At 69.7% G+C, this 22,708-nt stretch carries 22 protein-coding genes and 1 pseudogene; 16 read left to right on the top strand and 7 right to left on the bottom strand.

Annotation, left to right across the window (positions count from 1 at the left end; all coding sequences use genetic code 11):
* Nucleotides 1-208 precede the first annotated feature (208 nt).
* The gene (locus tag AC2D8W_RS22665; RefSeq protein WP_484673425.1) at nt 209-1,303 is read right to left on the bottom strand and encodes an aromatic ring-hydroxylating oxygenase subunit alpha; all 1,095 of its coding nucleotides are present in this window, start codon (nt 1,301-1,303) and stop codon (nt 209-211) included.
* A gap of 28 nt (nt 1,304-1,331) precedes the next feature.
* Nucleotides 1,332-2,333: pseudogene (locus AC2D8W_RS22660) on the bottom strand (NAD(P)H-dependent flavin oxidoreductase); the annotation flags it as partial.
* Between the two features lie 150 nt (nt 2,334-2,483).
* Here AC2D8W_RS22660 and uvrB point away from each other — a divergent pair.
* The 4 genes from uvrB (at nt 2,484) to AC2D8W_RS22640 (ending at nt 7,169) form a co-directional block, all read left to right on the top strand.
* Nucleotides 2,484-4,739: an excinuclease ABC subunit UvrB gene (gene uvrB, locus AC2D8W_RS22655; protein WP_293484230.1), complete on the top strand. Its 2,256-nt coding sequence runs from the start codon at nt 2,484-2,486 to the stop codon at nt 4,737-4,739.
* A 67-nt stretch (nt 4,740-4,806) separates the two neighbouring features.
* Nucleotides 4,807-5,025 carry a hypothetical protein gene (locus AC2D8W_RS22650; RefSeq protein ID WP_484673424.1) on the top strand — a complete coding sequence of 73 codons (219 nt, stop codon included), beginning with the start codon at nt 4,807-4,809 and terminating at the stop codon, nt 5,023-5,025.
* 241 nt (nt 5,026-5,266) lie between these two features.
* A complete protein-coding gene (locus AC2D8W_RS22645) occupies nt 5,267-6,055 on the top strand; it encodes a DpnI domain-containing protein (protein ID WP_484673423.1) in 789 nt (262 codons plus the stop codon).
* Between the two features lie 79 nt (nt 6,056-6,134).
* A complete protein-coding gene (locus AC2D8W_RS22640) occupies nt 6,135-7,169 on the top strand; it encodes a hypothetical protein (protein ID WP_484673422.1) in 1,035 nt (344 codons plus the stop codon).
* 9 nt (nt 7,170-7,178) lie between these two features.
* Here AC2D8W_RS22640 and AC2D8W_RS22635 read toward each other — a convergent pair whose 3' ends face one another.
* Nucleotides 7,179-7,919, bottom strand: a complete 741-nt coding sequence (locus tag AC2D8W_RS22635) for a PEPxxWA-CTERM sorting domain-containing protein (RefSeq protein WP_484673421.1) — start codon at nt 7,917-7,919, stop codon at nt 7,179-7,181.
* A gap of 354 nt (nt 7,920-8,273) precedes the next feature.
* Between AC2D8W_RS22635 and AC2D8W_RS22630 the strand changes: the two genes are divergently transcribed.
* From AC2D8W_RS22630 to AC2D8W_RS22605, 6 genes are all read left to right on the top strand, one after another.
* A complete protein-coding gene (locus AC2D8W_RS22630; protein ID WP_293484236.1) occupies nt 8,274-8,561 on the top strand; it encodes a hypothetical protein in 288 nt (95 codons plus the stop codon).
* A gap of 196 nt (nt 8,562-8,757) precedes the next feature.
* Entirely contained in the window at nt 8,758-9,387 is a 630-nt protein-coding gene (locus tag AC2D8W_RS22625; protein WP_484673420.1) for a TetR/AcrR family transcriptional regulator, read from the top strand.
* An 8-nt stretch (nt 9,388-9,395) separates the two neighbouring features.
* On the top strand, nt 9,396-10,022 hold the full coding sequence (locus AC2D8W_RS22620; RefSeq protein WP_484673419.1) for an SRPBCC family protein: 627 nt from the start codon (nt 9,396-9,398) through the stop codon (nt 10,020-10,022).
* Nucleotide 10,023: 1 nt separating this feature from the next.
* Nucleotides 10,024-10,362, top strand: a complete 339-nt coding sequence (locus tag AC2D8W_RS22615) for a hypothetical protein (protein WP_484673418.1) — start codon at nt 10,024-10,026, stop codon at nt 10,360-10,362.
* Nucleotides 10,363-10,447: 85 nt separating this feature from the next.
* Complete coding sequence (locus AC2D8W_RS22610; RefSeq protein WP_293484244.1) at nt 10,448-10,807, top strand: DUF4282 domain-containing protein; 360 nt, start codon at nt 10,448-10,450, stop codon at nt 10,805-10,807.
* 134 nt (nt 10,808-10,941) lie between these two features.
* The gene (locus tag AC2D8W_RS22605; protein ID WP_484673417.1) at nt 10,942-11,601 is read left to right on the top strand and encodes a PEPxxWA-CTERM sorting domain-containing protein; all 660 of its coding nucleotides are present in this window, start codon (nt 10,942-10,944) and stop codon (nt 11,599-11,601) included.
* 68 nt (nt 11,602-11,669) lie between these two features.
* Here AC2D8W_RS22605 and AC2D8W_RS22600 read toward each other — a convergent pair whose 3' ends face one another.
* From AC2D8W_RS22600 to AC2D8W_RS22590, 3 genes are all read right to left on the bottom strand, one after another.
* Entirely contained in the window at nt 11,670-12,080 is a 411-nt protein-coding gene (locus AC2D8W_RS22600) for a flagellar export protein FliJ (RefSeq protein WP_484673416.1), read from the bottom strand.
* Nucleotides 12,081-13,415, bottom strand: a complete 1,335-nt coding sequence (gene fliI, locus AC2D8W_RS22595) for a flagellar protein export ATPase FliI (protein WP_293484250.1) — start codon at nt 13,413-13,415, stop codon at nt 12,081-12,083.
* 114 nt (nt 13,416-13,529) lie between these two features.
* Nucleotides 13,530-13,898, bottom strand: coding sequence for a hypothetical protein (locus tag AC2D8W_RS22590; protein WP_484673415.1), 369 nt, complete (start codon nt 13,896-13,898; stop codon nt 13,530-13,532).
* 285 nt (nt 13,899-14,183) lie between these two features.
* Here AC2D8W_RS22590 and ctrA point away from each other — a divergent pair, with 285 nt between their 5' ends.
* From ctrA to AC2D8W_RS22565, 5 genes are all read left to right on the top strand, one after another.
* Nucleotides 14,184-14,879: a response regulator transcription factor CtrA gene (ctrA, locus tag AC2D8W_RS22585; RefSeq protein WP_293484252.1), complete on the top strand. Its 696-nt coding sequence runs from the start codon at nt 14,184-14,186 to the stop codon at nt 14,877-14,879.
* Nucleotides 14,880-14,987: 108 nt separating this feature from the next.
* Entirely contained in the window at nt 14,988-17,378 is a 2,391-nt protein-coding gene (locus tag AC2D8W_RS22580; RefSeq protein ID WP_484673414.1) for a M20/M25/M40 family metallo-hydrolase, read from the top strand.
* A 23-nt stretch (nt 17,379-17,401) separates the two neighbouring features.
* The gene (gene arsC, locus AC2D8W_RS22575; RefSeq protein ID WP_484673413.1) at nt 17,402-17,761 is read left to right on the top strand and encodes an arsenate reductase (glutaredoxin); all 360 of its coding nucleotides are present in this window, start codon (nt 17,402-17,404) and stop codon (nt 17,759-17,761) included.
* A gap of 102 nt (nt 17,762-17,863) precedes the next feature.
* Nucleotides 17,864-19,198 (top strand): peptidoglycan DD-metalloendopeptidase family protein, encoded by a 1,335-nt coding sequence (locus tag AC2D8W_RS22570; RefSeq protein ID WP_484673412.1) that lies wholly within the window; start codon nt 17,864-17,866, stop codon nt 19,196-19,198.
* Between the two features lie 58 nt (nt 19,199-19,256).
* Nucleotides 19,257-20,060, top strand: a complete 804-nt coding sequence (locus tag AC2D8W_RS22565; protein WP_293484260.1) for a methyltransferase — start codon at nt 19,257-19,259, stop codon at nt 20,058-20,060.
* A gap of 24 nt (nt 20,061-20,084) precedes the next feature.
* On the opposite strand, the gene AC2D8W_RS22560 is transcribed toward AC2D8W_RS22565, so the two are convergent.
* Nucleotides 20,085-21,167, bottom strand: coding sequence for a Zn-dependent alcohol dehydrogenase (locus AC2D8W_RS22560; RefSeq protein WP_484673411.1), 1,083 nt, complete (start codon nt 21,165-21,167; stop codon nt 20,085-20,087).
* Between the two features lie 218 nt (nt 21,168-21,385).
* Here AC2D8W_RS22560 and chrA point away from each other — a divergent pair, with 218 nt between their 5' ends.
* Entirely contained in the window at nt 21,386-22,591 is a 1,206-nt protein-coding gene (gene chrA / locus AC2D8W_RS22555; RefSeq protein WP_484673410.1) for a chromate efflux transporter, read from the top strand.
* The last annotated feature ends 117 nt before the right edge of the window (nt 22,592-22,708 follow it).

Below are 22,708 nucleotides of genomic sequence, written 5' to 3'. Positions count from 1 at the left end.
CCCCCCCCAAGGAGGGGGCAGCCGGCAAGGCCTTCGCCGCAAGACCCCCTCTCGCTTCGCGAGCTCCCCCAGAGGGGGAGCATCGTCCCCAAAAGATCCTCCCCCCTTGGGGGAGGTCCGGCGGCGCGACGCGCCGGCGGGGAGGGGGTGGCCGGCAGGGCCTTCGCCGCAAAGCCCGGGGAACATCCTCCCCAAGGCCCCGCCAGTTCTACGGCCTGGACGCGCCCGTCATCGCGGTGAGCTTCTCGGCGAAGCTGATGAGGCATACCTCGGACTCGGCCAGCGGACCGGTGTCGTAGCCCGAGCTTTCCATGCCCTCCTGGACGCGGCGGATCAGGACCGTGTCCTCGGCGTTCACCTGCCGGTTGATGCGCCAGTTGAGGTAGCGGGCCGCCCGCACCTCCCGCCGGGCGTCGGGCCGGACGTAGGCGATCTCGCGGATGACCGTCTGCGTCGGCGAGACCGGGATCCACTGCATGAAGTCGATCTGGTCCGGATAGACGTCGAAGGCCATGTTCGGCCAGAGCTTGTAGTAGTTCCAGCGCCGCTGGTCCCGGCCCTCCAGGTGGCCGAAGTGCGGCAGCAGCGCCTGGTAGCCCCGCTCGACCCAGTTCGGGGACGGCGTCTCGACGATGTCGCCCCACATCTTGTCGACCCAGGGCCGGGCCTCGATGCCGTAGCTCGCTCCGAACAGCCGGGTGAGCCCCGGGTGCGCCACCGGGATGTGCAGGCTGTCGGAGTAGTTGTCGCCGACGTTCTTCCAGTTGACCGGCCGCGGCCGCAGCGTGACCCGGCCCTGGGGCAGCAGGTCGGGCGGGCAGTGCGGCGCCAGTTCGTCGGTGTAGGGCGCCATCATCTCGGCCACGCTGGGCAGCCCCGGCGCGAAGCGCACGAAGACGAAGCCCAGGTAGATCTCCTGGTCCAGCGGCTTCAGGCCGTGCTCGGCCGGGTCGAGGCCGTCGAAGCCCTGCCACGCCGGCACGTTCGCGAGGCGGCCGTCCAGCCGGTAGCTCCAGGCGTGGTAAGGGCAGACGAGGCGGCGCCCGCAGTTGCCGTGGCTGCCGTCGGCCAGCCGCGAGGCCCGGTGGCGGCAGACGTTGTGGAACGAGCGCACCTGCCCGTCCTCGCCGCGCACCGTCAGCACGCGCTCGCCCAGGATGTCGAAGGCCTGGTAGTCGCCGGCCTCGGGGATGTCGTTCAGGTGGCAGACCACCTGCCAGGCGGTGCGGAACACCGTCTGGCGCTCGCGCTCGAAGAACGCGGGGTCGGTGTACATCCAGGCGGGCAGGCTCTCGATGGTCACGCGAAAGCCTCCCGCCCGGCGCCCGGATTCAGCCGACGGCCGCGGGCTGGCGGCCGGCGAAGCGCGCGAGGCGGACCGCGATGATCTCCTCGGCCTCGCTCATGATGCGGTCGACCAGTTCCTTAACGGTCGGCACGTCGTGGATCAGGCCCGCGACCATGCCGCAGCTCCAGCCGCCGGCGTCCATGTTCCCGTCCTTCATGATCGCCGGATAGACGCCGGCCACCTCGGGGGCGATGTCGGCGAAGGTGATCTTGTCGCCCAGGGTCCGCTCCTTCTCGAGCAGGCGCTCCACGCCGGCGTTGTTCAGCACGCGCTCGGTGTTGCGCAGCGGGCGCATGATCAGGCGGGTGTCGAGCTCGGTGGCCTTCACCAGCGCGTCCTTCACGTTCTGGTGGATCGGCGCTTCCTTCGTGGCCATGAAGCGGGTGCCCATGTTGATGCCCTCGGCGCCCAGCGCCAGCGCGGCCACCAGCTGGCTGCCGGTCGCGCAGCCGCCCGAGGCGACGAACGGGATCTTCAGCTCCTCGGCGGCGCGGGGCAGCAGCACCCAGTTGCCGACGTCGTCCTCGCCCGGGTGGCCGCCGCACTCGAAGCCGTCGACGCTGACCGCGTCGCAGCCGATCGCCTCGGCCTTCAGCGAGTGGCGGACCGAGGTGCACTTGTGGATCACCTTGATCCCGGCCTCCTTCAGCGCCGGCATCCACTTCTGCGGGTTGTTGCCGGCGGTCTCCACGGCCTTCACGCCGCTCTTGATGATCGCCTCGACGAAGCCCGGGTAGTCGGGCGGGGTCACGGCCGGCAGGAAGGTCAGGTTCACGCCGAACGGCTTGTCGGTCATCTCCCGGCAGCGGGCGATTTCCTTGGCGAGGTTCTCGGGCGTGCCCTGGGTCAGGCCGGTGATGATGCCGAGCCCGCCGGCGTTGGACACCGCCGCCGCCATCTCGGCGTAGCCCACCATGTGCATGCCGCCCTGGATGATCGGGTGCTCGATGCCGAACAGTTCGGTGATGCGGGTCTTCATGGCGACGTCCTCCGGCTCATGGCTTTACGTCGTATTGGCCTGCCCGCGCCGCCGCCGCAAGAAGCCGCTGCGTCATCCCTGCTGCTGACACGCCGCTGGCAGCAGCGGTGTCGCAGTCTGTGGCGGTCCGCCGCCGGAGCGCCTAACTTGGACCTCATGCCCAGCCCCGCAAGTCCGGGCGTCTCCGACATGTCCGGAGCGTTCGACTACGACGAGAACACCATGCCCATGCTCTGGAAGCCGCACCGTCCGGTGCGCCCGGAGAAGAGCGAGGGCGGGCGGAAGTTCAAGCTGGTGAGCGACTACGCCCCCGCGGGCGACCAGCCGCAGGCGATCGCCGAGCTGGCGGGCGGCCTCGGGAACGGCGAACGGGACCAGGTGCTGCTGGGCGTCACCGGCTCGGGCAAGACCTTCACCATGGCCAAGATCATCGAGGAGACGCAGCGCCCGGCGCTGATCCTCGCGCCGAACAAGACGCTGGCGGCTCAGCTCTACAGCGAGTTCAGGAGCTTCTTCCCCGAGAACGCGGTCGAGTTCTTCGTCAGCTACTACGACTACTACCAGCCCGAGGCCTACGTCCCGCGGACCGACACCTACATCGAGAAGGACAGCTCGATTAACGAGCAGATCGACCGGATGCGCCACTCGGCCACCCGGGCGATCCTGGAGCGCGACGACGTCATCGTCGTGGCCTCGGTCAGCTGCATCTACGGCATCGGCTCGGTCGAGACCTACTCGGCCATGACCTTCGACCTGAAGCCCGGCGACCGGATCGACGAGAAGCGGCTGATGGGCGACCTCGTGGCGCTGCAGTACAAGCGCAACGACCAGGCCTTCGAGCGCGGCAGCTTCCGCCGGCGCGGCGACACCATCGAGATCTTCCCGGCCCACTACGAGGACCGCGCCTGGCGGCTCAGCCTGTTCGGCGACGAGCTGGAGTCCATCACCGAGTTCGACCCGCTCACCGGCAAGAAGACCTCGGAACTGGCCGGCGTGCGCGTCTACGCCAACAGCCACTACGTGACGCCCCGGCCGACGCTCCGGCAGGCGATCAACCAGATCAAGGCCGAACTGAAGGAACGCCTCGACTGGCTGGTGGCCAACGGCAAGCTGCTGGAAGCCCAGCGGCTGGAGCAACGCACCACCTTCGACATCGAGATGATCGAGGCCACCGGCTCCTGCGCCGGCATCGAGAACTACAGCCGCTACCTCACCGGCCGCCGGCCCGGCGAGCCCCCGCCCACCTTCTTCGAGTACATCCCCGACAACGCCCTGCTGTTCGTGGACGAAAGCCACCAGACGGTGCCGCAGATCGGCGGCATGTACCGCGGCGACTACCGCCGGAAGTTCACGCTCGCCGAGTACGGCTTCCGCCTCCCCTCCTGCATCGACAACCGCCCGCTCAAGTTCGAGGAGTGGGACGCCATGCGCCCGGACTCGGTGTTCGTCTCCGCGACGCCCGGCCCCTGGGAGATGGAGCGCTCGGGCGGCGTCTTCGCCGAGCAGGTGATCCGCCCCACCGGCCTCATCGACCCGCCCGTGGAGGTGAAGCCGGTCTCGAAGGACGGCTTCAGCCAGGTGGACGACGTCATCGACCAGGTCCGGCAGGTGACGAAGCAGGGCTACCGGGCGCTGATCACGGTCCTCACCAAGAAGATGGCCGAGGACCTGACCGAGTACATGCACGAGCAGGGCCTGCGCGTGCGCTACATGCACTCCGACGTCGACACCCTGGAGCGGATCGAGATCATCCGCGACCTGCGCCTGGGCGCCTTCGACGTGCTGGTGGGCATCAACCTGCTGCGGGAGGGTCTCGACATCCCTGAGTGCGGCCTGGTGGCGATCCTCGACGCCGACAAGGAGGGCTTCCTGCGCTCGGAGACCTCGCTGATCCAGACCATCGGCCGCGCCGCCCGAAACGTGGACGGCCGCGTGATCCTCTACGCCGACACCGTCACCGGCTCGATGGAGCGGGCGATGGCCGAGACCCAGCGCCGCCGCGAGAAGCAGCAGCAGTACAACATCGAGCACGGCATCACGCCCGAGAGCGTGCGCAGCCAGATCAAGGACATCCTGGCCAGCCCCTACGAGCGGGACCACGTCACTGTGAAGGCCGGCGTGGCCGAAGGCGCGACCCCGTTCCTGGGCGACAACTTCAAGACCACGCTGAAGGACCTCGAATCCCGGATGCGCGAGGCCGCCGCCAATCTGGAGTTCGAGGAGGCCGCCCGCCTGCGCGACGAGATCAAGCGCCTGAAGCTGCTCGACCTGGAGTTCGCCGCCGACGCCCTGTCCTCCGGCGGCGAGGCCGGCGACAGCCGCGAGACGGTGAAGCAGCTCCGCTCGGAAGCCCGCGCCGAGAAGGCCGAGGAATACCGCAAGATGCGCGGCCGGCGGCGGAAGGGGCCGTAGGCCGGCCCGTTGTCAACCTATTGTTTCAGATCCACAATTCAGCCGGACTTTGGCGAAGGATGCTGAAATGCCGCTGTACTCGGTGCGCCGGCGCGTGGACGCCTACGTGTGCTACGTGACGCAGATCGAGGCGGACACTCCGGAGGCCGCCGCCGAAATCGCGGGCGAGCAGGAAAGCGAGCTCGCCTGGGAAGAGGAGGGCGTCGACCAGTATGACGCGCGGCTCTTCATCACCCTCGATGACGATGGCGCAGAGATCGAGGCGACTGAAGTACGCTGCTTCTGAACCGGCGTCGGAAGACCCGGATTGCTCCTTAGGTCCATGGCCAGATTGCAGCCTCGGGCTCGGATCGGGTCAAGGACGGCCCGGCGGGCCGCCGCTTCGCGGCGCGCGCCTTGCGCGCGTCCTTGACGCGGTCCGAGCTCGAGGCAGACTCGCAACCATGAACTTAAGATGCAGCCTACCCTGCGCCTGAGGCTCAAGGCTGCCGGGCGTGGCTCGCGCGAAGCAACTGCGGGGTAGCTGCGTGAGCGATGACCATCGGCCGCTCGGCCTTGAAGAGGCTCCAGCCCATTTCGAGAGTGCGTCGCAGAGGGCTCGCGTCTCGACCGAACTCTGGGCGCGACGGACTGGATGCCCGAACTGCGGCGCGATAGCCCTGCGTTCGCTGCCCGCCAACAGGCCGGTGGCAGACCTCCAGTGCCCTGACTGCCTTGAGGAATTCGAGCTCAAGAGCAAGCGTGGCCGCTTCGGGCCAAGAGTGCCGGACGGCGCCTACGGCACGATGTGCCGGCGCCTCGTGGACCAGAACAACCCTCACCTGATGCTGCTGGCCTACAGCGCCTCGCCCCATGAGGCGACGGACATCGTGGTCGTGCCAAAGCACCTGTTCGTCCTCGACCTGATTGAGCGGCGGCCGCCGCTTGCAGCCACCGCCCGGCGGGCTGGCTGGGTGGGGTGCAACATCAACATCTCCAAGGTGCCGCCCTCGGGGCGCGTGGTACTGCTTCGTGACCGTCGATGGACGCCCCGGGAGGAGGTGCGCCGACAGTGGCAGGCCACGCTGTTCCTGAAGGATGCGTCGCTGGAAAGCCGAGGGTGGCTGCTGGAGGTGATGAAGGCTGTTGAGGCGGTGGGACGGCCGGAGTTCACGCTCGACGAGGTCTACGCGTCTGAGACCCGGCTACAGGCGCTCTACCCAGCGAACAACAATGTGCGCCCCAAGATACGCCAGCAGCTCCAGGTGCTTCGCGACGCGGGTTATCTAACTTTTGTCGGTCGTGGCCGGTACCGCTTACGGTCCTCGGCGGGCTAGGGCCCTCCCCACCCGCTGGACTTCCCGTAGGTCCGGGTTCCACACTCGCCTCCAGACCCTGCGTCCGGAGGATGCCGCCATGCCGTTCAGACCGCTTGTCCTGATCGCGGCCGCGGCCCTCGCCGTGCCCGCCATCGCCGCGGCGCAGGCCTATCGCGCGCCGCGCGCCGTCGGGAACCAGCCCAGTCTCGAGGGGACCTGGACGAACGCCACCCTCACGCCGCTGGAGCGGCCGCGGACCCTCGGGGAGCGCCGCGCGATGACGGCCGCCGAGGTCGACGCCGCGGAGGGCCGCCGTGCGCAGGTCATCGCCAAGAGCCTCGAGCCCACCCGGACCGACGCCGACTTCGAGAAGGAGCCCTGCTACGCCGGCAACACGCTGTCGGGCGGCGCCACCCACGACTGCGGCTACAACGCCTTCTGGACCGACCACGGCGACACCGTGATGCGGGTGAACGGCGAGCCGCGCACCTCGCTGATCACCTTCCCCGCCGACGGCCGCATGCCGAAGCGCCTGCCGCCCCGGCCCGGTGCGGGGCCGCCCGTGCGCGGGGTCTACGGCGTGGCCGGCGACAACCCGGAGAACCAGACGCTGGGCGAACGCTGCATCACCTCGTTCGGCTACCACGCGGGCCCCGTGATGCTGCCGTCGTTCTACAACTCGAACTACCAGATCGTGCAGGGGACGGACGCCGTGGTCATCGTGGTCGAGATGATCCACGACGCCCGCGTGGTCCGCCTGAACGGCCGCCACGGCCCCAACAAGGTCTGGTACGGCGACAGCATCGGCCGCTGGGAGGGCGAGACGCTGGTGGTGGAGACCACCAACTACCACCCGCACCAGAACATGTTCGGCGGCACCAGCGACATGAAGGTCACCGAGCGCTTCACGCGCGTGGGCGACCAGCGGCTGCACTACGCCTTCCGCGTCGAGGACCCCGCGGTCTGGGCCGAGCCCTGGGGCGGCGAGTACGAGTTCAGCCCCGCCAAGGGCGCGGTCTACGAATACGCCTGCCACGAGGGGAACTACGCGCTTCCGGGGATCCTGCGCGGCGCGCGGGCGGCGGAGGCCGAGGCGGCGAAGGCCGCGGGCGCGGCGCCCGGCGCGCGCTGACGCCGGCGGTCAGGCCGCCGCGGGCCTGCGCCGCCGCAGCGCCCTGCCGGCGGCGCCGAAGCCCAGGATCATGAGCGCCCATGCGCCAGGCTCGGGCACGCCGCCGCCGCCGATCTGCTCCGTGATGCTGTAGCCGAACTCGCCGTTCATGACGGCGCTGTAGTCGAAGGCGGTCCCGAACACATCGGCCACGGTGGAGATCGTCACGAGATAGACCTCGCCGGCCGTGATCTGGCGCTCGAACGCGCCGTTCGACTGCGAGAGCAGGAGGCTCTCGCCACCGCCGGCGCCCGTCCAGCCGATGTTGAAGCCGCCGAAGCCGGTCGGCAGCCCTGTAACGCCGAACTCATAGGTCAGCCGCAGCACCCCGTCGCCCTGCGCCTGGAAGGTGTAGCTCCAGTCCGGGAACCCGCCGACCTCCGCCTCGGTGACGAGCGGACCGGGCGGCGCGTCGAAGTCCCATCCGGCCGCGATCGACACCTGGCCGGCGTTGGCCCCGAAGTCGGCCGCCACGCCATGGTAGGCGTAGACCTCGCCCCCCGGCCCGGCCGAGACGGCCCGCGATACGCCCAGCGCGGTCGGCGCGAAGAGCCACTGCGCGCCCGTCGAGTCCATGGCGTCGAAGCCGGCGTAGTTGGCGAACACGCGCGAGCTCACGAACCCCTTGATGGGCGTCGCCGCCAACGCGGCCGCGGGGACGAACGCCATCGCCATCGTCATCGCCGCGGTCATGGCTCGGGTGATCGTCACGGGCCTGCTCCGGTCTTGCGCCCGTCGGGGGCGACCGTCGGAGGCTACCGCCGCCCTGCGCCCGGGGGGATCGCCGATTGGGGGGTCTTCACGTCCTCGGCGGCCTGCATCGCGGGCCGCGGCAGCCCGCTCTGCATTTTCGCATCAGACCTATGCGTCGGGTTAACTACATACTGTGCCCCGGAATCCCCACTTGCAGGGTGCGGCAGAGTTAACTGGCGCCGTTCATGCGACTGACAGGGAACCTGTGCTGTCTCAGGACGTAAGTTGATACGGCCAGGGTGTTCCGGCTGGGGGGCGAAATCGCTCCACAGCCGCATCGGAACCTTGGGGATCGAATTGAGGTACTTGAAGATGTCACCGTCTCTCAGTGTGGTCGCCGACAACGACCTGAAGGTCGTCACCCCGAAGACCGAGACCGTCGCCGAGCGCGTGCGTCGCCTGCAGGCCGAGGCCAGGCAACTGGCCAAGGACCATGTGAAGGCGCTCACCACCGCCATGGTCGACCTCGAGCAACTGGCCGCCGAGATCGCGGACGGCGGCGACGCCTACGCCCCCGGCGTGCGCGACGTGGCCCGCCGCCTGGTGGAAGACCTGGACAGCCGCGTCCAGACGCTCGAGGCCATCGTCGCCCGCACCTGACGCCGGGCGACGGACAGGCTTAACGCCCCGCATCGGCCGTCGGCGCGTCGCGATTCCCGACGATCGGACCCGCCTCGCGGCGCGTTAACCAGTCCGGGACACACGCTTTCCCCGGCCGGTTGAATGGTCACTCAAATCGGCGCTTGAACGTCCATTCAAGCCATGCTTGGTTGAGTTGAACGCTCGACCAAGGCCCATGGACGAACTTCCCACCCGCGACCGCCTGGTCTTCGCCGCCATGAAGCTCTTCGGCGAGAAGGGCTACCTGTCGACATCCGTGCAGGACATCCTGCGCGAGGCCGGTGCGAACGCCGGCAGCCTCTACCACTTCTTCCCCACAAAGCAGGACGTCCTCGTCGCTGTGCTCGACATGTACCGCGAGGGCATCGAGCCCATGCTGCTGGCTCCGGCCTGGGAAGGCGTCGACGACCCCATCGCGCGCATCTTCGCCCTGCTGGCCAGCTACCGGCGCGCGCTCGAGATCAGCGACTGCCTCTACGGCTGCCCAATTGGCTCGATCGCGCTGGAGCTGCATGAACCGGACCCGCCGGTGCGCGAACTGCTGTCCATCAACTTCCATCAGTGGGTTGGCCATGTGGAGCGCTGCCTCGTCGAGGCGGGCGAACGGCTGCCGGCCGACCTCGACCGGCGCCAGACGGCGATCCTCGTCCTGAACGTCATGGAAGGCGGGGTCATGCAGTCCCGCACGCACCGCAGCCTCGAGGCCTTCGACGCCTCGGTTTCGGGGCTTCGCGACTACCTCGACCGGCTGGAGCGGGCCGCCTCCGCCGGACACAACGCCGCGGCCGGGGGATCAGACGGATGAGAAGGGTGATGGGAGCCGCCCTGGCGGCGGCCGCGCTGGCGGCAGGCGCCGCCCAGGCGCAATCGATTAAGGACTTCCCGGACGTGACCGACAGCTCGTTCGTGCAGGCGAACGGCGGCAAGGTGCTGAAGATCGCGATCACGGTCCCGGCGCCGCGCGAGAAGGTGTGGGAACGCGCCCTGACGACCGAGGGCTACAAGGCCTGGGCCACGCCGGTCGCCAGCGTCGACGCACGCCTCGGCGGCGTCATCGAAGGAAACTACTCGACCAAGGGCCGGCTCGGGGACCCCGACAACATCCGCAACCAGATCGTCCTGTTCTCGCCCGGCCGGGCCTTCGCGATCCAGAACATCAACGCCCCCGCCAGCCTGCCGGGCCGGGAGGAATTCGGCGACATCGTCACGGTTATGGAGTTCGACGACGCGGGCCCGGACGCCACGAGGGTCACCCTGACGGCGGTCGGCTACAAGCCGAAGGAGCCCTACCTCACGCTCTACCGGCACTTCAGCTGGGGCAACGCCTACACGCTGGTGAAGCTGCGCGACAGCTTCACCAAGGGTCCCATCGACTGGAAGAAGCAGGAAGCCGAGGCCGAGGCCCGTGCCGCGGCCGCCAAGGTCCAGGGAGGCCGCTGAGATGAACCAGACCCTCATCGTGGCCACCACGAGCGGCCTCATCCTGCAACTCGCCATGGTGGTCAGCGGGCACTACGTCGCCTTCGTGAAAGACAACGTCTTCGCCATCGGCGGCATGGTCATCTCGCTGCTGGCGGGTCTGCTGTTCGCCAAGCTGGCGGCGGCGGGCTGGACCCCCAGCTTGGCGGGCGGACTCGTGGCCGGCGGCGTCTGCGCTCTGCTGGGCATCGCCGTCTCCGTGGCGCTGAAGGACACCGCCCCCATGATCCTCGTCGTGGGGACGCTGGGCTCGGCGGTCGCCGGCCTCCTCGGCGCGGCGGTGGGCAAGCTCCTGGCCTGAGGCGGCTTCTGTTGCAGCCCGCCGCCCCGGCTGGTAGCGGTTCGGACCTTGGGCCACGCGCCTTCGTTTGAGTCTCGGAATTCGGATGCGGCGACCTCTACAGCGGCCGGACGGCTCGGGCGGGCAGTTCTTCTGGGACCTCCTGACCTTCGAGCGCCTGCTGACCGGAACGGTGTTCCACCTGGTCTACTGGGCGGGCCTGGCCATCATCGGCATCATCGCCTTCGGCGTCCTCGGCGCCTCGGTCGGCGTCGCGATCCGCGAGGGCGGCTGGGGCATCCTGCTGGCGGTCGGCGTCCTGGGCGTCGGCATGATCGGCGTCTTCACCGCCGTGCTGCTCTGGCGCGCCTTCTGCGAATTCTACGTCACGATCTTCAAGATCGCCGAGGACCTGCACGTCCTGCGGCAGGACGTCGAAGCCGAGCGGTCCCGGCAGGGCCGCTGATCGCCTCCTGACTGCGGTCGGGACTTCGATTCACCTCTCAAGCGAACGCTGTTGCGCCAAGGTGCATCGCGGCGCTTCCTGATGCGCATTGTTGCGCGCGGGCGCGGCGCGCGCGGATGGGATTGGGGACTCTGATGAAAATCCTTGGATTCGCGACGATCGCAGCGACCGCCGCTCTTTTCGCCTCGGCCGCACAGGCCAATGTGCTGACCTTCGACGGCAATATCTGCAACGGCGGCTCCGTCTGCGGCGACGGCGCCGAGATCGACGACACCTACGGCGACGTCGCGGGCGTGATCGACGTCCAGTACAACGACGACCGGAACGACGGCGGCGGCAACACGACCCTCCAGTGGTGGGCCGCGAGCTACAGCGACCTCAGAAACGTCGCGTGGGGCGGCGACAACGATAACGTCGGTTCGCCCTCGATCTTCCTGGTGCCGCTGAGCGGCCTCGCCGTGACCCTGAACGGCTTCGACCTGGGTGCATGGCCGAACACGAGCCGCACGACCCAGGTCACCATCCGCGAGATCGGCGGGAGCACGCTCTACTCGTCCGGCACGATTCAGATCGATGGGCAGGCCCATAGCCACTTCAGCTTCAACCTGACCAGCACCAGCGGGCTCGAGATCAACTGGGGCCCGAACGGCTACAACGTCGGCATCGACAACATCGACTTCAGCGTGGGCCAGTTCAACGGCGCGATTCCCGAGCCGTCCACCTGGGCGATGATGATCCTCGGGTTCGGCGCCGCCGGCTCGATCCTGCGCCGCCGCACGCTCGTCCGCGCCTAGAGCGCGTTTCGGAAGGCGGGAGCCGGTTGTTCTCCCGTTCGGACGGTTGCGTCTGAGCGGGAGAGCCTCTAGCGCGCGGCGATCTTCCGAAGGCCGAGTTCGTCCAGGGCCGCCGCCTCGCGGCGGCCCGTTTCCTTGCGCGCCGCCAAACGGATGTTGTCGGCGATGTGCTCGTACTTCTTCTGGGCCTCGAAGGCCTCGGCGAGGGCGTCGCGGGCGCCCTGCTCTTCCAGCAGGATGGCGTCGATCTCGGCCTGCACCTTCGCCTTGCGGATCTTCAGGCCCTCGAAGAAGCCCGCGCGGTAGATCCCCGCGGCGGCCTCCTGGGCTGAGAACATCGCCTCGGCCTCCCCTTCCGCCTCCAGGAGGGTCAGCCGCATCTCCACGGCCAGTCGGCGGTCCACGATCTCGGCCAGGCGCTTCTGCAGCACCTCGGCCTCGTAGCTGGACAGCTTGATGAGGGAATCGGCCCAGCTCACCTATTCGGCTCCATTCAGGATGTCGGCGAGACGGGAGAAGCTCTCGTCCAGGCTGGTCGCATCGCCCGGCTGCTGCGACAGAAACGTCTCGACCGCCGGGTTCAACTGGATCGCCCGGTCGATCAGCGGGTCGGCGCCGGCGCGGTACGCCCCGATCCGGATCAGCTCTTCCATGTTCGAATAGGCGGACAGGGCCTCGCGCGCCTGGCGGACCACCTCTCGCTCCTCCATCGACTGGCAGCCCGGCATCGTCCGGCTGATCGACTTCAGCACGTTGATCGCGGGGAACCGGCCACGCTCGGCGATGGCGCGCTCCATCACGATGTGCCCGTCGAGGATCCCCCGCACGGCGTCGGCGATGGGCTCGTTGTGGTCGTCGCCGTCCACCAGCACGGTGAAAAGGCCGGTGATCGGGCCGGCCTTGGTGCCGTCCGGGCGGATCGGGCCGGGCCCGGCGCGCTCCAGCAGTTTCGGCAGCTCGGTGAAGACCGTGGGCGTGTAGCCCTTGGTGGTCGGCGGCTCGCCCGCCGCCAGGCCGATCTCCCGCTGCGCCATGGCGAAGCGGGTCACCGAGTCCATCAGGCAGAGCACTTCCATGTCCTGGTCGCGCAGGTACTCGGCGATGGCCATGGTCATGTAAGCCGCCTGGCGGCGCTTCAGCGCCGGCTCGTCCGACGTCGCGACCACCACCACGGCGCGGCGGAGTCCCTCCTCGCCCAGCGTCTCCTCGATGAACTCGCGGACCTCGCGGCCCCGCTCGCCGATCAGCCCGACCACGACCGCGTCGCAGTCGGCGTTCTTGGCCAGCATCGACAGCAGCACCGACTTGCCGACGCCCGAGCCGGCGAAGACGCCCAGGCGCTGGCCGCGGCAGCAGGTCGTGAACACGTTCATCGCCCGCACGCCCAGGTCCAGGCGCTCGCCGACCCGGGCCCGCGCGTGGGCGCTGGGCGGCGAGGCCCGCAACGGGTAGGCCGCCAGGCCCTGCGGCAGCGGTCCCTTCCCGTCGATGGGCTCGCCGAACGCGTCGACGATGCGCCCGAGCCAGGCCTTGGAGGGGCGCACGGCCGAGCCCAGAGGCTGGATGCGGATCTCCGCGCCCGGCGCGACGCCTTCGACGGGGCCGAAGGGCATGAGCAGCGCGCGGTTCTCGCGGAAGCCGACGACCTCGGCGGCGATAGGCCGGTGGTTGAAGCGCGCGATCTCGGCGCGAGCGCCGACCGCCAGCCGCGAGAGACCGCCACGCGCCTCGATCAGGAGGCCGTTCACGGCCGCGACCCGTCCCGAAACCGTAAGTGGATCCAGCCGCTCGACCGCGGCCACCAGACTCTGCAAGACAACGCCCCTGGGTCTCGGACGCATGGTCGCGCCGACACGCTTAAGGGGTTGTGAAGAACAGCCTTGGCTTTAGCGGAATCTGCCCGCGTCGCGGCGTCGCAGCCTGCCGCCTCAGTTGATGTCGGTAGAGACCGTCGGACCGTTGGCGGCCGGGGGCTTGCGCTTGGTGCGGGCGGCCACCGCCTCGCCGGCGCCCTTCGCCTGCTCGATCAGCGCCTCACCCTTCGCCCGCGCATCTTCCACGAGCGCATGGCCCTTCTGGCGGGCGTCCTCGAGGAGGGGCTCGGCCCTGGCCGCGATCCGGTCGCGGTTCCGCCAGGCCGCCATGCCGGCGACGCCCACGACCGCTGCTCCGATAAGGATGAACGGGTTCCTGCGCGCGAAGGCCAGGGCGGGGCCGGCGAACGGGGCCAGTTGCCTGATGCGCTCGCCGCTCAGCGGCAGGCGGAAGGACTGCCGAGGCTCGTGCGTGTAGGTCATGCGAAGTCTCCGGACGTTGTTCCGGCAACGAAAACCCCTTGCGCGACAAGCCGTTCCCACCCGCCGCTTCGGTCGGAACGTCCAATCACAAAAGATTCAACAGAGGCGCCGACGGCCCCTTCGGCAGCTCAGCTTGAGTCGGATTCTCAAATCAGATTAACGATTCGGCTGACGGGGCCACCACCATTAACCGGTCTTAAAGGACGGCGGGGCAGGTTAACGGGCGAGGCATACGCGGGTCCGCTGGGTCCGTGGGGGAATGCGGGGACGCGGCAGGAGAGGCCAATGCGCGTTTTGTTGATCGAGGACGACAGCGCGACCGCGCAGAGCATCGAGCTGATGCTCAAGTCGGAAGGGTTCAACGTCTACACCACCGACCTGGGTGAGGAAGGCGTCGATCTCGGCAAGATCTACGACTACGACCTGATCCTGCTCGACCTGAACCTGCCCGACATGAGCGGCATGGACGTGCTGCGCACGCTGCGCGTCGGCAAGATCAATACGCCGATCATGATCCTGTCGGGCACCGCCGAGATCGAGACCAAGGTGAAGACCTTCTCGGGCGGCGCCGACGACTACATGACCAAGCCGTTCCACAAGGACGAGCTGGTCGCCCGGATCCACGCGGTGGTCCGCCGCTCGAAGGGCCACGCGCAGTCGGTCATCCGCACCGGCGACATCGTGGTGAACCTCGACGCCAAGACCGTCGAAGTGAACGGCATCCGCGTGCATCTGACCGGCAAGGAATACCAGATGCTGGAGCTGCTCTCGCTCCGGAAGGGCACGACCCTCACCAAGGAAATGTTCCTCAACCACCTCTACGGCGGCATGGACGAGCCCGAGCTGAAGATCATCGACGTCTTCATCTGCAAGCTGCGCAAGAAGCTGGCGGCCGCCGCCGACGGGAAGCACCACATCGAGACCGTCTGGGGCCGCGGCTACGTGCTGCGCGACCCGCAGGAAGGCGCCGTCGCCGCCTGACCGGGCCGCCCCGTGAACGACGAGACGCCCGGCCGCTGCGCCGGGCGTTTTCGTTTGCATCGGCTCAGTCTAGCCTCGCGGTAACCGGCTCGGGAGGACGCGCGCACGATGGGCAGACTGCTTGCGCTTCTTTTCGCGCTGATCGCCGGGTCGTACCTGGCCTACCTCGACCAGCAGCTGCCGGAGTCGCAGCCGGTCTCGATCTCTCCGCTCGAGTTCTCGGGCGAACGCGCGTTCCAGGACGTCAACTTCATGGCCGCCGTCCCGCACCCGACGGGCTCGGTCGCCAACGCCAACGTGCGCGACGCCATCGTCGGCAAGATGCTGAAGTACGGGCTGTCGCCGGAAGTCCGGCCGGGCGTCGGCGTCCAGGTCTCGAAGTGGACCCGGAATCTCGTCGTCGCGGGCCATGTGGAGAACGTCGTCGGGATCATCCCGGGCCGCGACCGGAACGCGCCGGCGCTGGCCCTCATGGCGCACTACGACAGCGTGCCGGGCTCCCCCGGGGCCGCCGACGACCTGCTGGGCGTGGCCGTGGCGCTGGAGACCGCCCGGGCCATCCAGGCGCGCGGCGTGCCGGCGCGCGACGTCGTGCTGCTGATGACCGACGGGGAGGAGGCCGGCCTCCTCGGCGCGAACCACTTCTTCCAGCGCGATCCGCTCGCCCGCCGCATCGGCTTCGTCATCAACCTGGAGGCGCGCGGCTCGGCGGGCCGCGTGCAGATGTTCCAGACCAGCGCGCGCAACGGCGAGCTGATCCGGGTCTTCCAGGAGACCGCGCGCCGCCCGTCCTCCGGCTCGCTGTCGGTGATGCTCTACGAGCTGATGCCGAACGACACCGACCTGACCGAGACCCTGAAGGCGGGCATCGCCGGGATGAACTACGCCATCATCGGCCGGCAGTTCGACTACCACAGCCCCACGTCCACCGCCCGCAACCTGGCGCGCGGCTCGCTCCAGGACATGGGCGACCAGGCGCTCGCGATCTCCCGCGAACTCGCGTTCGCGAGCCGGCTGCCCGAGCCCGCCCCGTCCCCCGTCTACTCGAACCTCTTCGGTGACACCGTCATCGCCTATCCGGCCTGGTTCGGCTGGGTGATCCTGCTCGTGGTCGCGGTGCTGCTGGCCTTCGCGATCCGATGGGCGCGTCATTCCGGCGAGTTTCCGGCGACGGACCTGGCCCGCGGCGCAGGCGCGTTCGCCTTCGCGGGCGTGGGCACGGCCGCCATCCTCGAGTTCGCCCGGCGCCTCACGGGCGCGGACTTCGGCTACCTCGAGCAGCGGTTCCTGCTGGCCCAGGTCGACCGCTGGGAGTGGGCCATCATGCTCACCTCCCTGGGCTTCATGATGCTGACGGCGGCCGAGCTGTCGCGCACCCGCCGCTGGGTGGCGTTCCTGCCGCTCGCCGCCGGTCTCGGCGCCTGCGCCCTGGCCGGCGAGATCGACTGGATCGGCGTCGTGGCCGGCGTCGTGGCGACGGCGATCGGCTGGTTCACGTTCGGCCGGCCCGTCAGCCGGAAGGGCGCCTGGGGCGGCGGCCTCCTCTTCAGCTTCGGCCTGACCGTCGTGCTGCAGGCGCTCGCGCCGCAGGCCGCCTTCGTGCTCGCCTGGCCGCTGCTGGTCGCCGCCGTCGCCGCGGCGGCGACCTCGCTCAGCGCCAAGCGCGGCGTCCTTTCGCTCGTGCTTCTGGCCGTCATCGCCGCCGCCGCGCTCGGCTGGCAGGGCGGTCTCTCGCATTCCGCCTTCGAGAGCATGGACCTGATGCCGATCTTCGCGGTGCAGATGATCACCGCCGCGATGGTGCTGTGGCCCCTCGCCCAGCCCGACTGGGGCCGTTCGCCCGCCCGGATCATCGGCGCCACGGTGCTCCTGGGGGGGCTTGCCCTGACGCTCATCGTCCGCTCGGCCGACCCGTGGACCCCGCGCTACCCCGCGATCACCTATGTGGGCTACCAGATGGACCAGGACACAGGGCGGGCGTGGCGCTTCGCCCTGCCCGGCGTCGGCCGCTACTGGACCGACCAGGTCCTGAAGGCCGACGGGGGAACCGTTCAGCGGGTGAAGCAGTGGTGGTGGGGCCGGCCGCACGACATGGCCCCCGCAAAGCCGATCGCCGAGCCGTCGCCCGTCATCGGCCTTTTCCGCCAGGGCGGGAGCGACACGCTGCAGCTGTCCGTCGCACTCCCGGCGGAGGCGCGCACGCTGGAGCTCCGGGTGCGCTCGACCATCCAGGCGCAGCTGACCGGCCTCAACGGCGCGCCCCTGGCGCAGGTCCTGCCCGCCGGGCAGTGGGTGCGCGTGGCCTGGGTCAGCGGCGGCCCGCCGCTCCAGCTTGCGCTCAAGCCCCTGGGGCCAGGACGTCTCGACGTGAACTACGTCGCAGGCTTCGACCGGTGGCCGCGCGCCGCGATCCCCCTGCCCGCACGGCCGGCGGATCTCATGCCCTGGGATGATTCCGACTCCACCTTCGTCACGGGCGCCCGCGCCTTCACTTGGTGAGCCGGCCGCGCTATCCCGCGCGGATGAACGACGTCACGATCTACCACAACCCGAATTGCGGAACGTCCCGCAACACGCTCGCCCTGCTCCGCGAGAAGGGGATCGAGCCCACGGTCGTCGAGTACCTCAAGGCCGGTTGGACCCGCGAGCAGCTCAAGGACATCCTGGATCGCATGGGCGCCGGGGCGCACGACATCCTGCGCGTCCGCGGGACGAATGCCGAGGAACTAGGCCTCACCGCGCCGGGGGTTTCGGACGACGCGATCATCGCCGCGATGATCATCGAGCCGGTGCTTGTGAATCGCCCTATCGTGGTGACCGACAAGGGTGCGGCGCTGTGCCGGCCCGCCGAGCTCGTGCTCGGCCTCATCCAGGACCCGTGACGGGCGCCGGCTTCGGCCGGTCGGAACGACTGCTGGGGCGCGGGGGCGCCTGGCGGGCCGCCTTCGGAGCCCGCGAACCGAGTTGAGTCAGCGGACGCGCCCATGCTGCAATCCGATTTCAAGAACGTTCGAGCGAGACCCCGCACCATCGCCGCGGCCGGCGCCGTCGCCGTGTGCGCGGGGATCGTGGGATGGCAGGCCGCCGCCCGCCTGGACCCTGCGCCCGGCCCCACGCTCGCGCCCGAGGCGGCGGCCGCCCTGCAGCATGCCGCCTTCACCCAGGCCGAGGCCCAGCCGGGCTACGGACGGCCACGGAACGTCGAGGTCAGCGTGCGCCCGGGCGAGACCCTCGAGCGCGCCGTGCTGCGCGCCGGCGTGACGCCGGACGAGGCGCGGCAGGTGGTCGAAACCCTCGGGCGCGCCATGGACACCGTCCGCATCAAGGCGGGCCTCACCTTCGACGCCGCCATCGCCACGCCCAGGTCAGAGGGCCAGTCGGCGCGCCTGATCGGGCTGTCGCTGCGCACCGGCCCCGCCACCGCGGTGACCGTTTCGCGCACGTTCGACGGCGCCCTCAGGCTGCGCGCGCTGGAGGAGAAGGTCAGCCAAGAGACCACGGTGGCCGACGGCGAAATCTCCGGCTCGCTCTACGAAAGCGCGGCCCGCCTGGGCGCGACGCCCGCCATCATCCACCAGACGGCGAAGCTGTTCGCGCACAAGCTGGACTTCCAGCGCGACATCAAGCCGGGCGACGACTTCCGCCTCGTGTTCGATCGCAGGGTGACCGAGAGCGGCCGCACCATCGAAACGGGCGACCTGGCGTACGCCGAGCTGCGCGGGGTCAGGTTCTTCCGCTTCGAACGCGACGGCGGCGACGTGGAGTACGTGGACGAGCACGGCAAGAACGTCCGCGGCTTCCTCCTGCGCACGCCGGTCGACGGCGCCCGCATGACCTCGAGCTTCGGCCGCCGGCGGCACCCCATCCTCGGCTATGCACGGGCCCACCAGGGCGTGGATTTCGGCGCGGGGCACGGCACGCCGATCCTGGCTGCCGGCGACGGAACCGTGGTGAAGGCGGGACGCTGGGGCGGATACGGCAACTGGCTCCAGATCCGCCATGCCGGCGGCTGGGACACCGGCTACGCCCACATCTCGCGCTACGCCAAGGGTGTCCGCGCGGGCGCCCGCGTGCGGCAGGGACAGGTGGTGGCCTACGTGGGCTCCACCGGGATGTCGACGGGCCCCCATCTGCACTACGAGGTCTGGCAGCGGGGCAAGCGGGTCAATCCAGTCGGCGCCAAGGTTCCGCAGGGGACCGTCCTCGCGGGCCGAGAACTCGCCCGCTTCCGGACCGAGAAAGCCCGGATCGAGCGCCTGCTGGCCCAGGGACCTTCGCCGGCCGTCACGCTGGCCGACACGCGGGGGGCGACCCCCTGACCTTGCGATGTCGCCCCGCGCGGCCTAACCCGGATGGCCGCAGCATCCGAGAGTTGGCATGAGCGTCACGGCCGTCGTCGTCAATCTGGTGCGCGAGAGGGTCGCCAAGTGGCCGGCTGACCCCGGCCAGGGCGTCGTCTTCGACCTGCTCCGGCTGCTCTCGCGCTGGCGCTCGCAGATGCTGGCGAACACCTACATCCACCTTCAGGGGCGCCGGATCTGGAGCGGCCCCTTCGTCGGCATGGAATACGTGGACAGCGCCACCGAGGGGGCCCTGATGCCGCGCCTGCTCGGGACGTACGAGTCCGAACTCCATCCCCACCTTGCGAGTCTCGCCGCCGAGGGGCTGGACGGGGTGATCGATGTGGGATGCGCCGAGGGCTACTACGCCGTCGGCCTGGCGCGGATGATGCCCGACGTCACCGTCTACGCCTACGACATCGACGAGAAGGCGCGGGCCTCCTGCGCCGAGCTGGCCCAGCGCAACGGAGTCGCCGACCGCGTCGTGGTGGGGGGCGAGTTCAAGCCTGACGGGTTCGAGGCGTTCGCCGGGCGGCGCATGCTGGTGCTGGTGGACACCGAGGGCGCGGAGCTCGACATCCTGCGGCCCGATCTCTCGCCGGCCCTCGCCGGGATGAGCATCATCGTCGAGACGCACGACGTGTTCCGGGCCGGCGCGCTCGAGACCCTGCAGGCCCGGTTCGCGGCCACCCACGACATCGTGCGCGTGGATCAGCAGCCGAAGACGTTCGAGATGCCGCCGTTCCTGAGGCCCATGACCCACCTCGACCAGCTGCTGGCGGTGTGGGAATGGCGGCTGCAGCCGACGCCGTGGCTGGTCATGCGGCCCAAGCGGACCTGACCGCCACGGCGCGGCGGGACGCCGTCAGGCGTCGAACACGATCACCGAGCGCGCGACTGCGCCGGTCTTCATCTCCTCGAAGGCCTCGTTGACCTGTTCGAGCTTGATCCGCCGGCTGACCATGTCGTCCAGGTGCAGCTTGCCGGCCATGTAGGCGTCCACCAGGCGGGGCATGTCCACCGGGAAGCGGTTGGAGCCCATCAGCGAGCCCTGGATGCGCTTCTCGCCCAGGAAGGCCGCGCCCATCAGGCTGATGGTCTGGCCGACGGGGATCATGCCGATGACATTGGCCGTGCCGCCGCGGGCCAGCATGTTGAACGCCTGCTCCGCCGTGGCGGCGAGGCCGATCGCCTCGAAGCTGTGCTGCACGCCGCCGCGGGTCATCTCCAGCACGGTCTTCACCGCGTCGGGACCGCCGAGGACGAAGTCGGTCGCGCCCATGGACTTGGCCAGGTTCTCCTTACCCGGGGCCATGTCGATGGCGATGATGCGGCCCGCGCCCGCGAGCGCCGCGCCGTTCACCGCCGCCAGGCCCACGCCGCCGCAGCCGATGACGGCCACGGTGTCGCCCGGACGGACGTTCGAGGTGTGGATGACGGCGCCCACGCCGGTCATGACGCCGCAGCCGATGAGGGCGGCGCGGTCGAGCGGCATGTCCTTGCGGATCGCCACGCAGGCGTTCTCGTGGATCAGCATCTGCTCGGCGAACGACGACAGGTTCAGGTACTGCAGCATCGGGCCGTTCGGCGCCGACAGGCGCGGCTCGTCGTCCTCGCGGCGCTTGGTCTCGGGGCTGACGCAACGGGCCATGTGGCCGGTGACGCAGTGATCGCAGTGGCCGCAGAAGGCCGAAAGGCAGGTGATCACGTGGTCGCCCGGCTTCACCGTGCGGACCTCGGAGCCGACCGCCTCGACGATGCCGGCGCTCTCGTGGCCCAGTACGGCCGGAAGCGGGTGCGGGTACTTGCCTTCCACGAAGTGGAGGTCGGAGTGGCAGACGCCGGCGGCTGCGGTGCGGATCAGCACCTCGCGCGGGCCGGGCTTGGAGATCTGAACATCTTCGATCTGAAGCGGCTTGCCCACTTCGCGCAGCACGGCGGCCTTCATGGCGTCCCTCCTCGAACAGTTGTTGGAGGAAGCCTTATCGCCGTTCAGATGCGGCTGGGAAGCCCCTATCGACAAGCCGGCGCGCGCCTTCCATCTAGAGCGCGTCCCGCCGGGGATGAGTCAGCCGCAGGCGACCAGGATGCGCTCCAGACGAAGGACGACGAGCCCGTTCCGCCCGACGGGCCTGATTCAACCCGGTCGCGACGGGCTCTAGGGGCATGGACGCCGCGCCCCCGATGAAGGCCGTGACTGCGCTCGACGTGTTCCTGGCGTTCCTCCGCCAGGGCCTGATCTCGTTCGGCGGGCCGGTCGCCCACATCGGCTACTTCCGTCGCGAATTCGTCGAGCGGCGAGGCTGGGTGTCGGAGGGCGCCTTCGCCGACCTGATCGCGCTCTGCCACTTCCTCCCCGGGCCCGCCTCCAGCCAGATGGGCATGGCGATCGGCCTGCGGCAGGCCGGACTCCCCGGCGCGCTCGCCGCCTTCGCGGGTTTCACCCTCCCCGCCGCGGCGGCCATGATGCTGTTCGCCGCCTACTCGCCCGTGATCTCGATGCGGTTCGGGACCGAGTGGATCCACGGCCTGAAGGTGGCCGCCGCGGCCGTGGTGCTGCAGGCGGTCGTGCAGATGGCCCGCAACCTCGCCACAGGCCCGATCCGCGCAGGACTGGCCATCGGCGCGGGGCTGGGCCTCTTCTTCGTCCAGGGACCGGCCGCGCAGATCGCGACCCTGGTCGCGGGCGGCGCCTTCGGCGCGCTGCTGCTTCGGAACGCGCCCGCCGGAGAGCTTCCACCGGACGAGGCCTCCAGCGCCGTCGACGCCCAGAGCGCGGTGATCGCGCTCGCCATCTTCGCGCTGCTCCTGGTGGGCCTGCCGCTGCTGGCGAGCGTGCTTCAGAACACGGGCCTGGGCCTCGCCAGCGTCTTCTACCGCACGGGGTCCCTGGTCTTCGGCGGCGGGCATGTCGTCCTGCCGCTCCTCGAGCGCGAGGTCGTCGGCCGCGGCTGGCTGGACGAGCAGAGTTTCCTGGCCGGCTACGGCGTCATGCAGGCGCTGCCCGGACCGCTGTTCAGCTTCGCGGCGTTCGTCGGCTACCGGCAGGACTACGGCCCCGGCGGGATCGTGGGCGGCCTGATCGCGCTCTTCGGGATCTTCCTGCCCAGCCTTCTGCTGGTGACGGGGGTTCTGCCCTTCTGGGACCGCCTCAAGCGCGAGGGCTGGGCGCGCGGGCTGATGGCCGGCGTCGGCGCCACGGTCGTGGGCATCCTCGCCGCCGCGCTCTGGGACCCCGTCATCATCACCACGGTGGAACAGCCGGCGGACTGGGCGCTCATCGCCGCGGCGTTCATCTTCCTGCAGATCGCGAAGCTGCCGCCCTGGCTGGTCGTGATCGGCTTCGCCGTCGCGACGGGGATCTTCCTCTAGGACGAATCCACATTCAACGCAGCCAGAGCATGATGGCGGCGATGTGGATGAAGGCGAGGAAGTGGTCGGCGCGCCGGTCGTAGCGTGTGGCGAAGCGTCGGAAGTGCTTGAGCTTGT

The organism is Phenylobacterium sp. T106, assembly GCF_057219735.1.
The sequence above is the reverse complement of the archived record's forward strand: the minus strand, read 5'-3'. Positions and strand labels throughout refer to the sequence as shown.

What these genes read in the sequence shown, in the direction of transcription:
- arsC (WP_484673413.1), top strand. Translation starts at nt 17,402, where the DNA reads ATGAACGACGTCACGATCTACCACAACCCGAATTGCGGAACGTCCCGC.
- AC2D8W_RS22650 (WP_484673424.1), top strand. Translation starts at nt 4,807, where the DNA reads ATGCCGCTGTACTCGGTGCGCCGGCGCGTGGACGCCTACGTGTGCTAC.
- AC2D8W_RS22630 (WP_293484236.1), top strand. Translation starts at nt 8,274, where the DNA reads ATGTCACCGTCTCTCAGTGTGGTCGCCGACAACGACCTGAAGGTCGTC.
- AC2D8W_RS22605 (WP_484673417.1), top strand. Translation starts at nt 10,942, where the DNA reads ATGAAAATCCTTGGATTCGCGACGATCGCAGCGACCGCCGCTCTTTTC.
- AC2D8W_RS22615 (WP_484673418.1), top strand. Translation starts at nt 10,024, where the DNA reads ATGAACCAGACCCTCATCGTGGCCACCACGAGCGGCCTCATCCTGCAA.
- ctrA (WP_293484252.1), top strand. Translation starts at nt 14,184, where the DNA reads ATGCGCGTTTTGTTGATCGAGGACGACAGCGCGACCGCGCAGAGCATC.
- AC2D8W_RS22565 (WP_293484260.1), top strand. Translation starts at nt 19,257, where the DNA reads ATGAGCGTCACGGCCGTCGTCGTCAATCTGGTGCGCGAGAGGGTCGCC.
- chrA (WP_484673410.1), top strand. Translation starts at nt 21,386, where the DNA reads ATGGACGCCGCGCCCCCGATGAAGGCCGTGACTGCGCTCGACGTGTTC.
- AC2D8W_RS22640 (WP_484673422.1), top strand. Translation starts at nt 6,135, where the DNA reads ATGCCGTTCAGACCGCTTGTCCTGATCGCGGCCGCGGCCCTCGCCGTG.
- AC2D8W_RS22570 (WP_484673412.1), top strand. Translation starts at nt 17,864, where the DNA reads ATGCTGCAATCCGATTTCAAGAACGTTCGAGCGAGACCCCGCACCATC.
- uvrB (WP_293484230.1), top strand. Translation starts at nt 2,484, where the DNA reads ATGCCCAGCCCCGCAAGTCCGGGCGTCTCCGACATGTCCGGAGCGTTC.
- AC2D8W_RS22610 (WP_293484244.1), top strand. Translation starts at nt 10,448, where the DNA reads ATGCGGCGACCTCTACAGCGGCCGGACGGCTCGGGCGGGCAGTTCTTC.
- AC2D8W_RS22625 (WP_484673420.1), top strand. Translation starts at nt 8,758, where the DNA reads ATGGACGAACTTCCCACCCGCGACCGCCTGGTCTTCGCCGCCATGAAG.
- AC2D8W_RS22590 (WP_484673415.1), bottom strand. Translation starts at nt 13,898, where the DNA reads ATGACCTACACGCACGAGCCTCGGCAGTCCTTCCGCCTGCCGCTGAGC.
- AC2D8W_RS22620 (WP_484673419.1), top strand. Translation starts at nt 9,396, where the DNA reads ATGGGAGCCGCCCTGGCGGCGGCCGCGCTGGCGGCAGGCGCCGCCCAG.
- AC2D8W_RS22580 (WP_484673414.1), top strand. Translation starts at nt 14,988, where the DNA reads ATGGGCAGACTGCTTGCGCTTCTTTTCGCGCTGATCGCCGGGTCGTAC.
- AC2D8W_RS22560 (WP_484673411.1), bottom strand. Translation starts at nt 21,167, where the DNA reads ATGAAGGCCGCCGTGCTGCGCGAAGTGGGCAAGCCGCTTCAGATCGAA.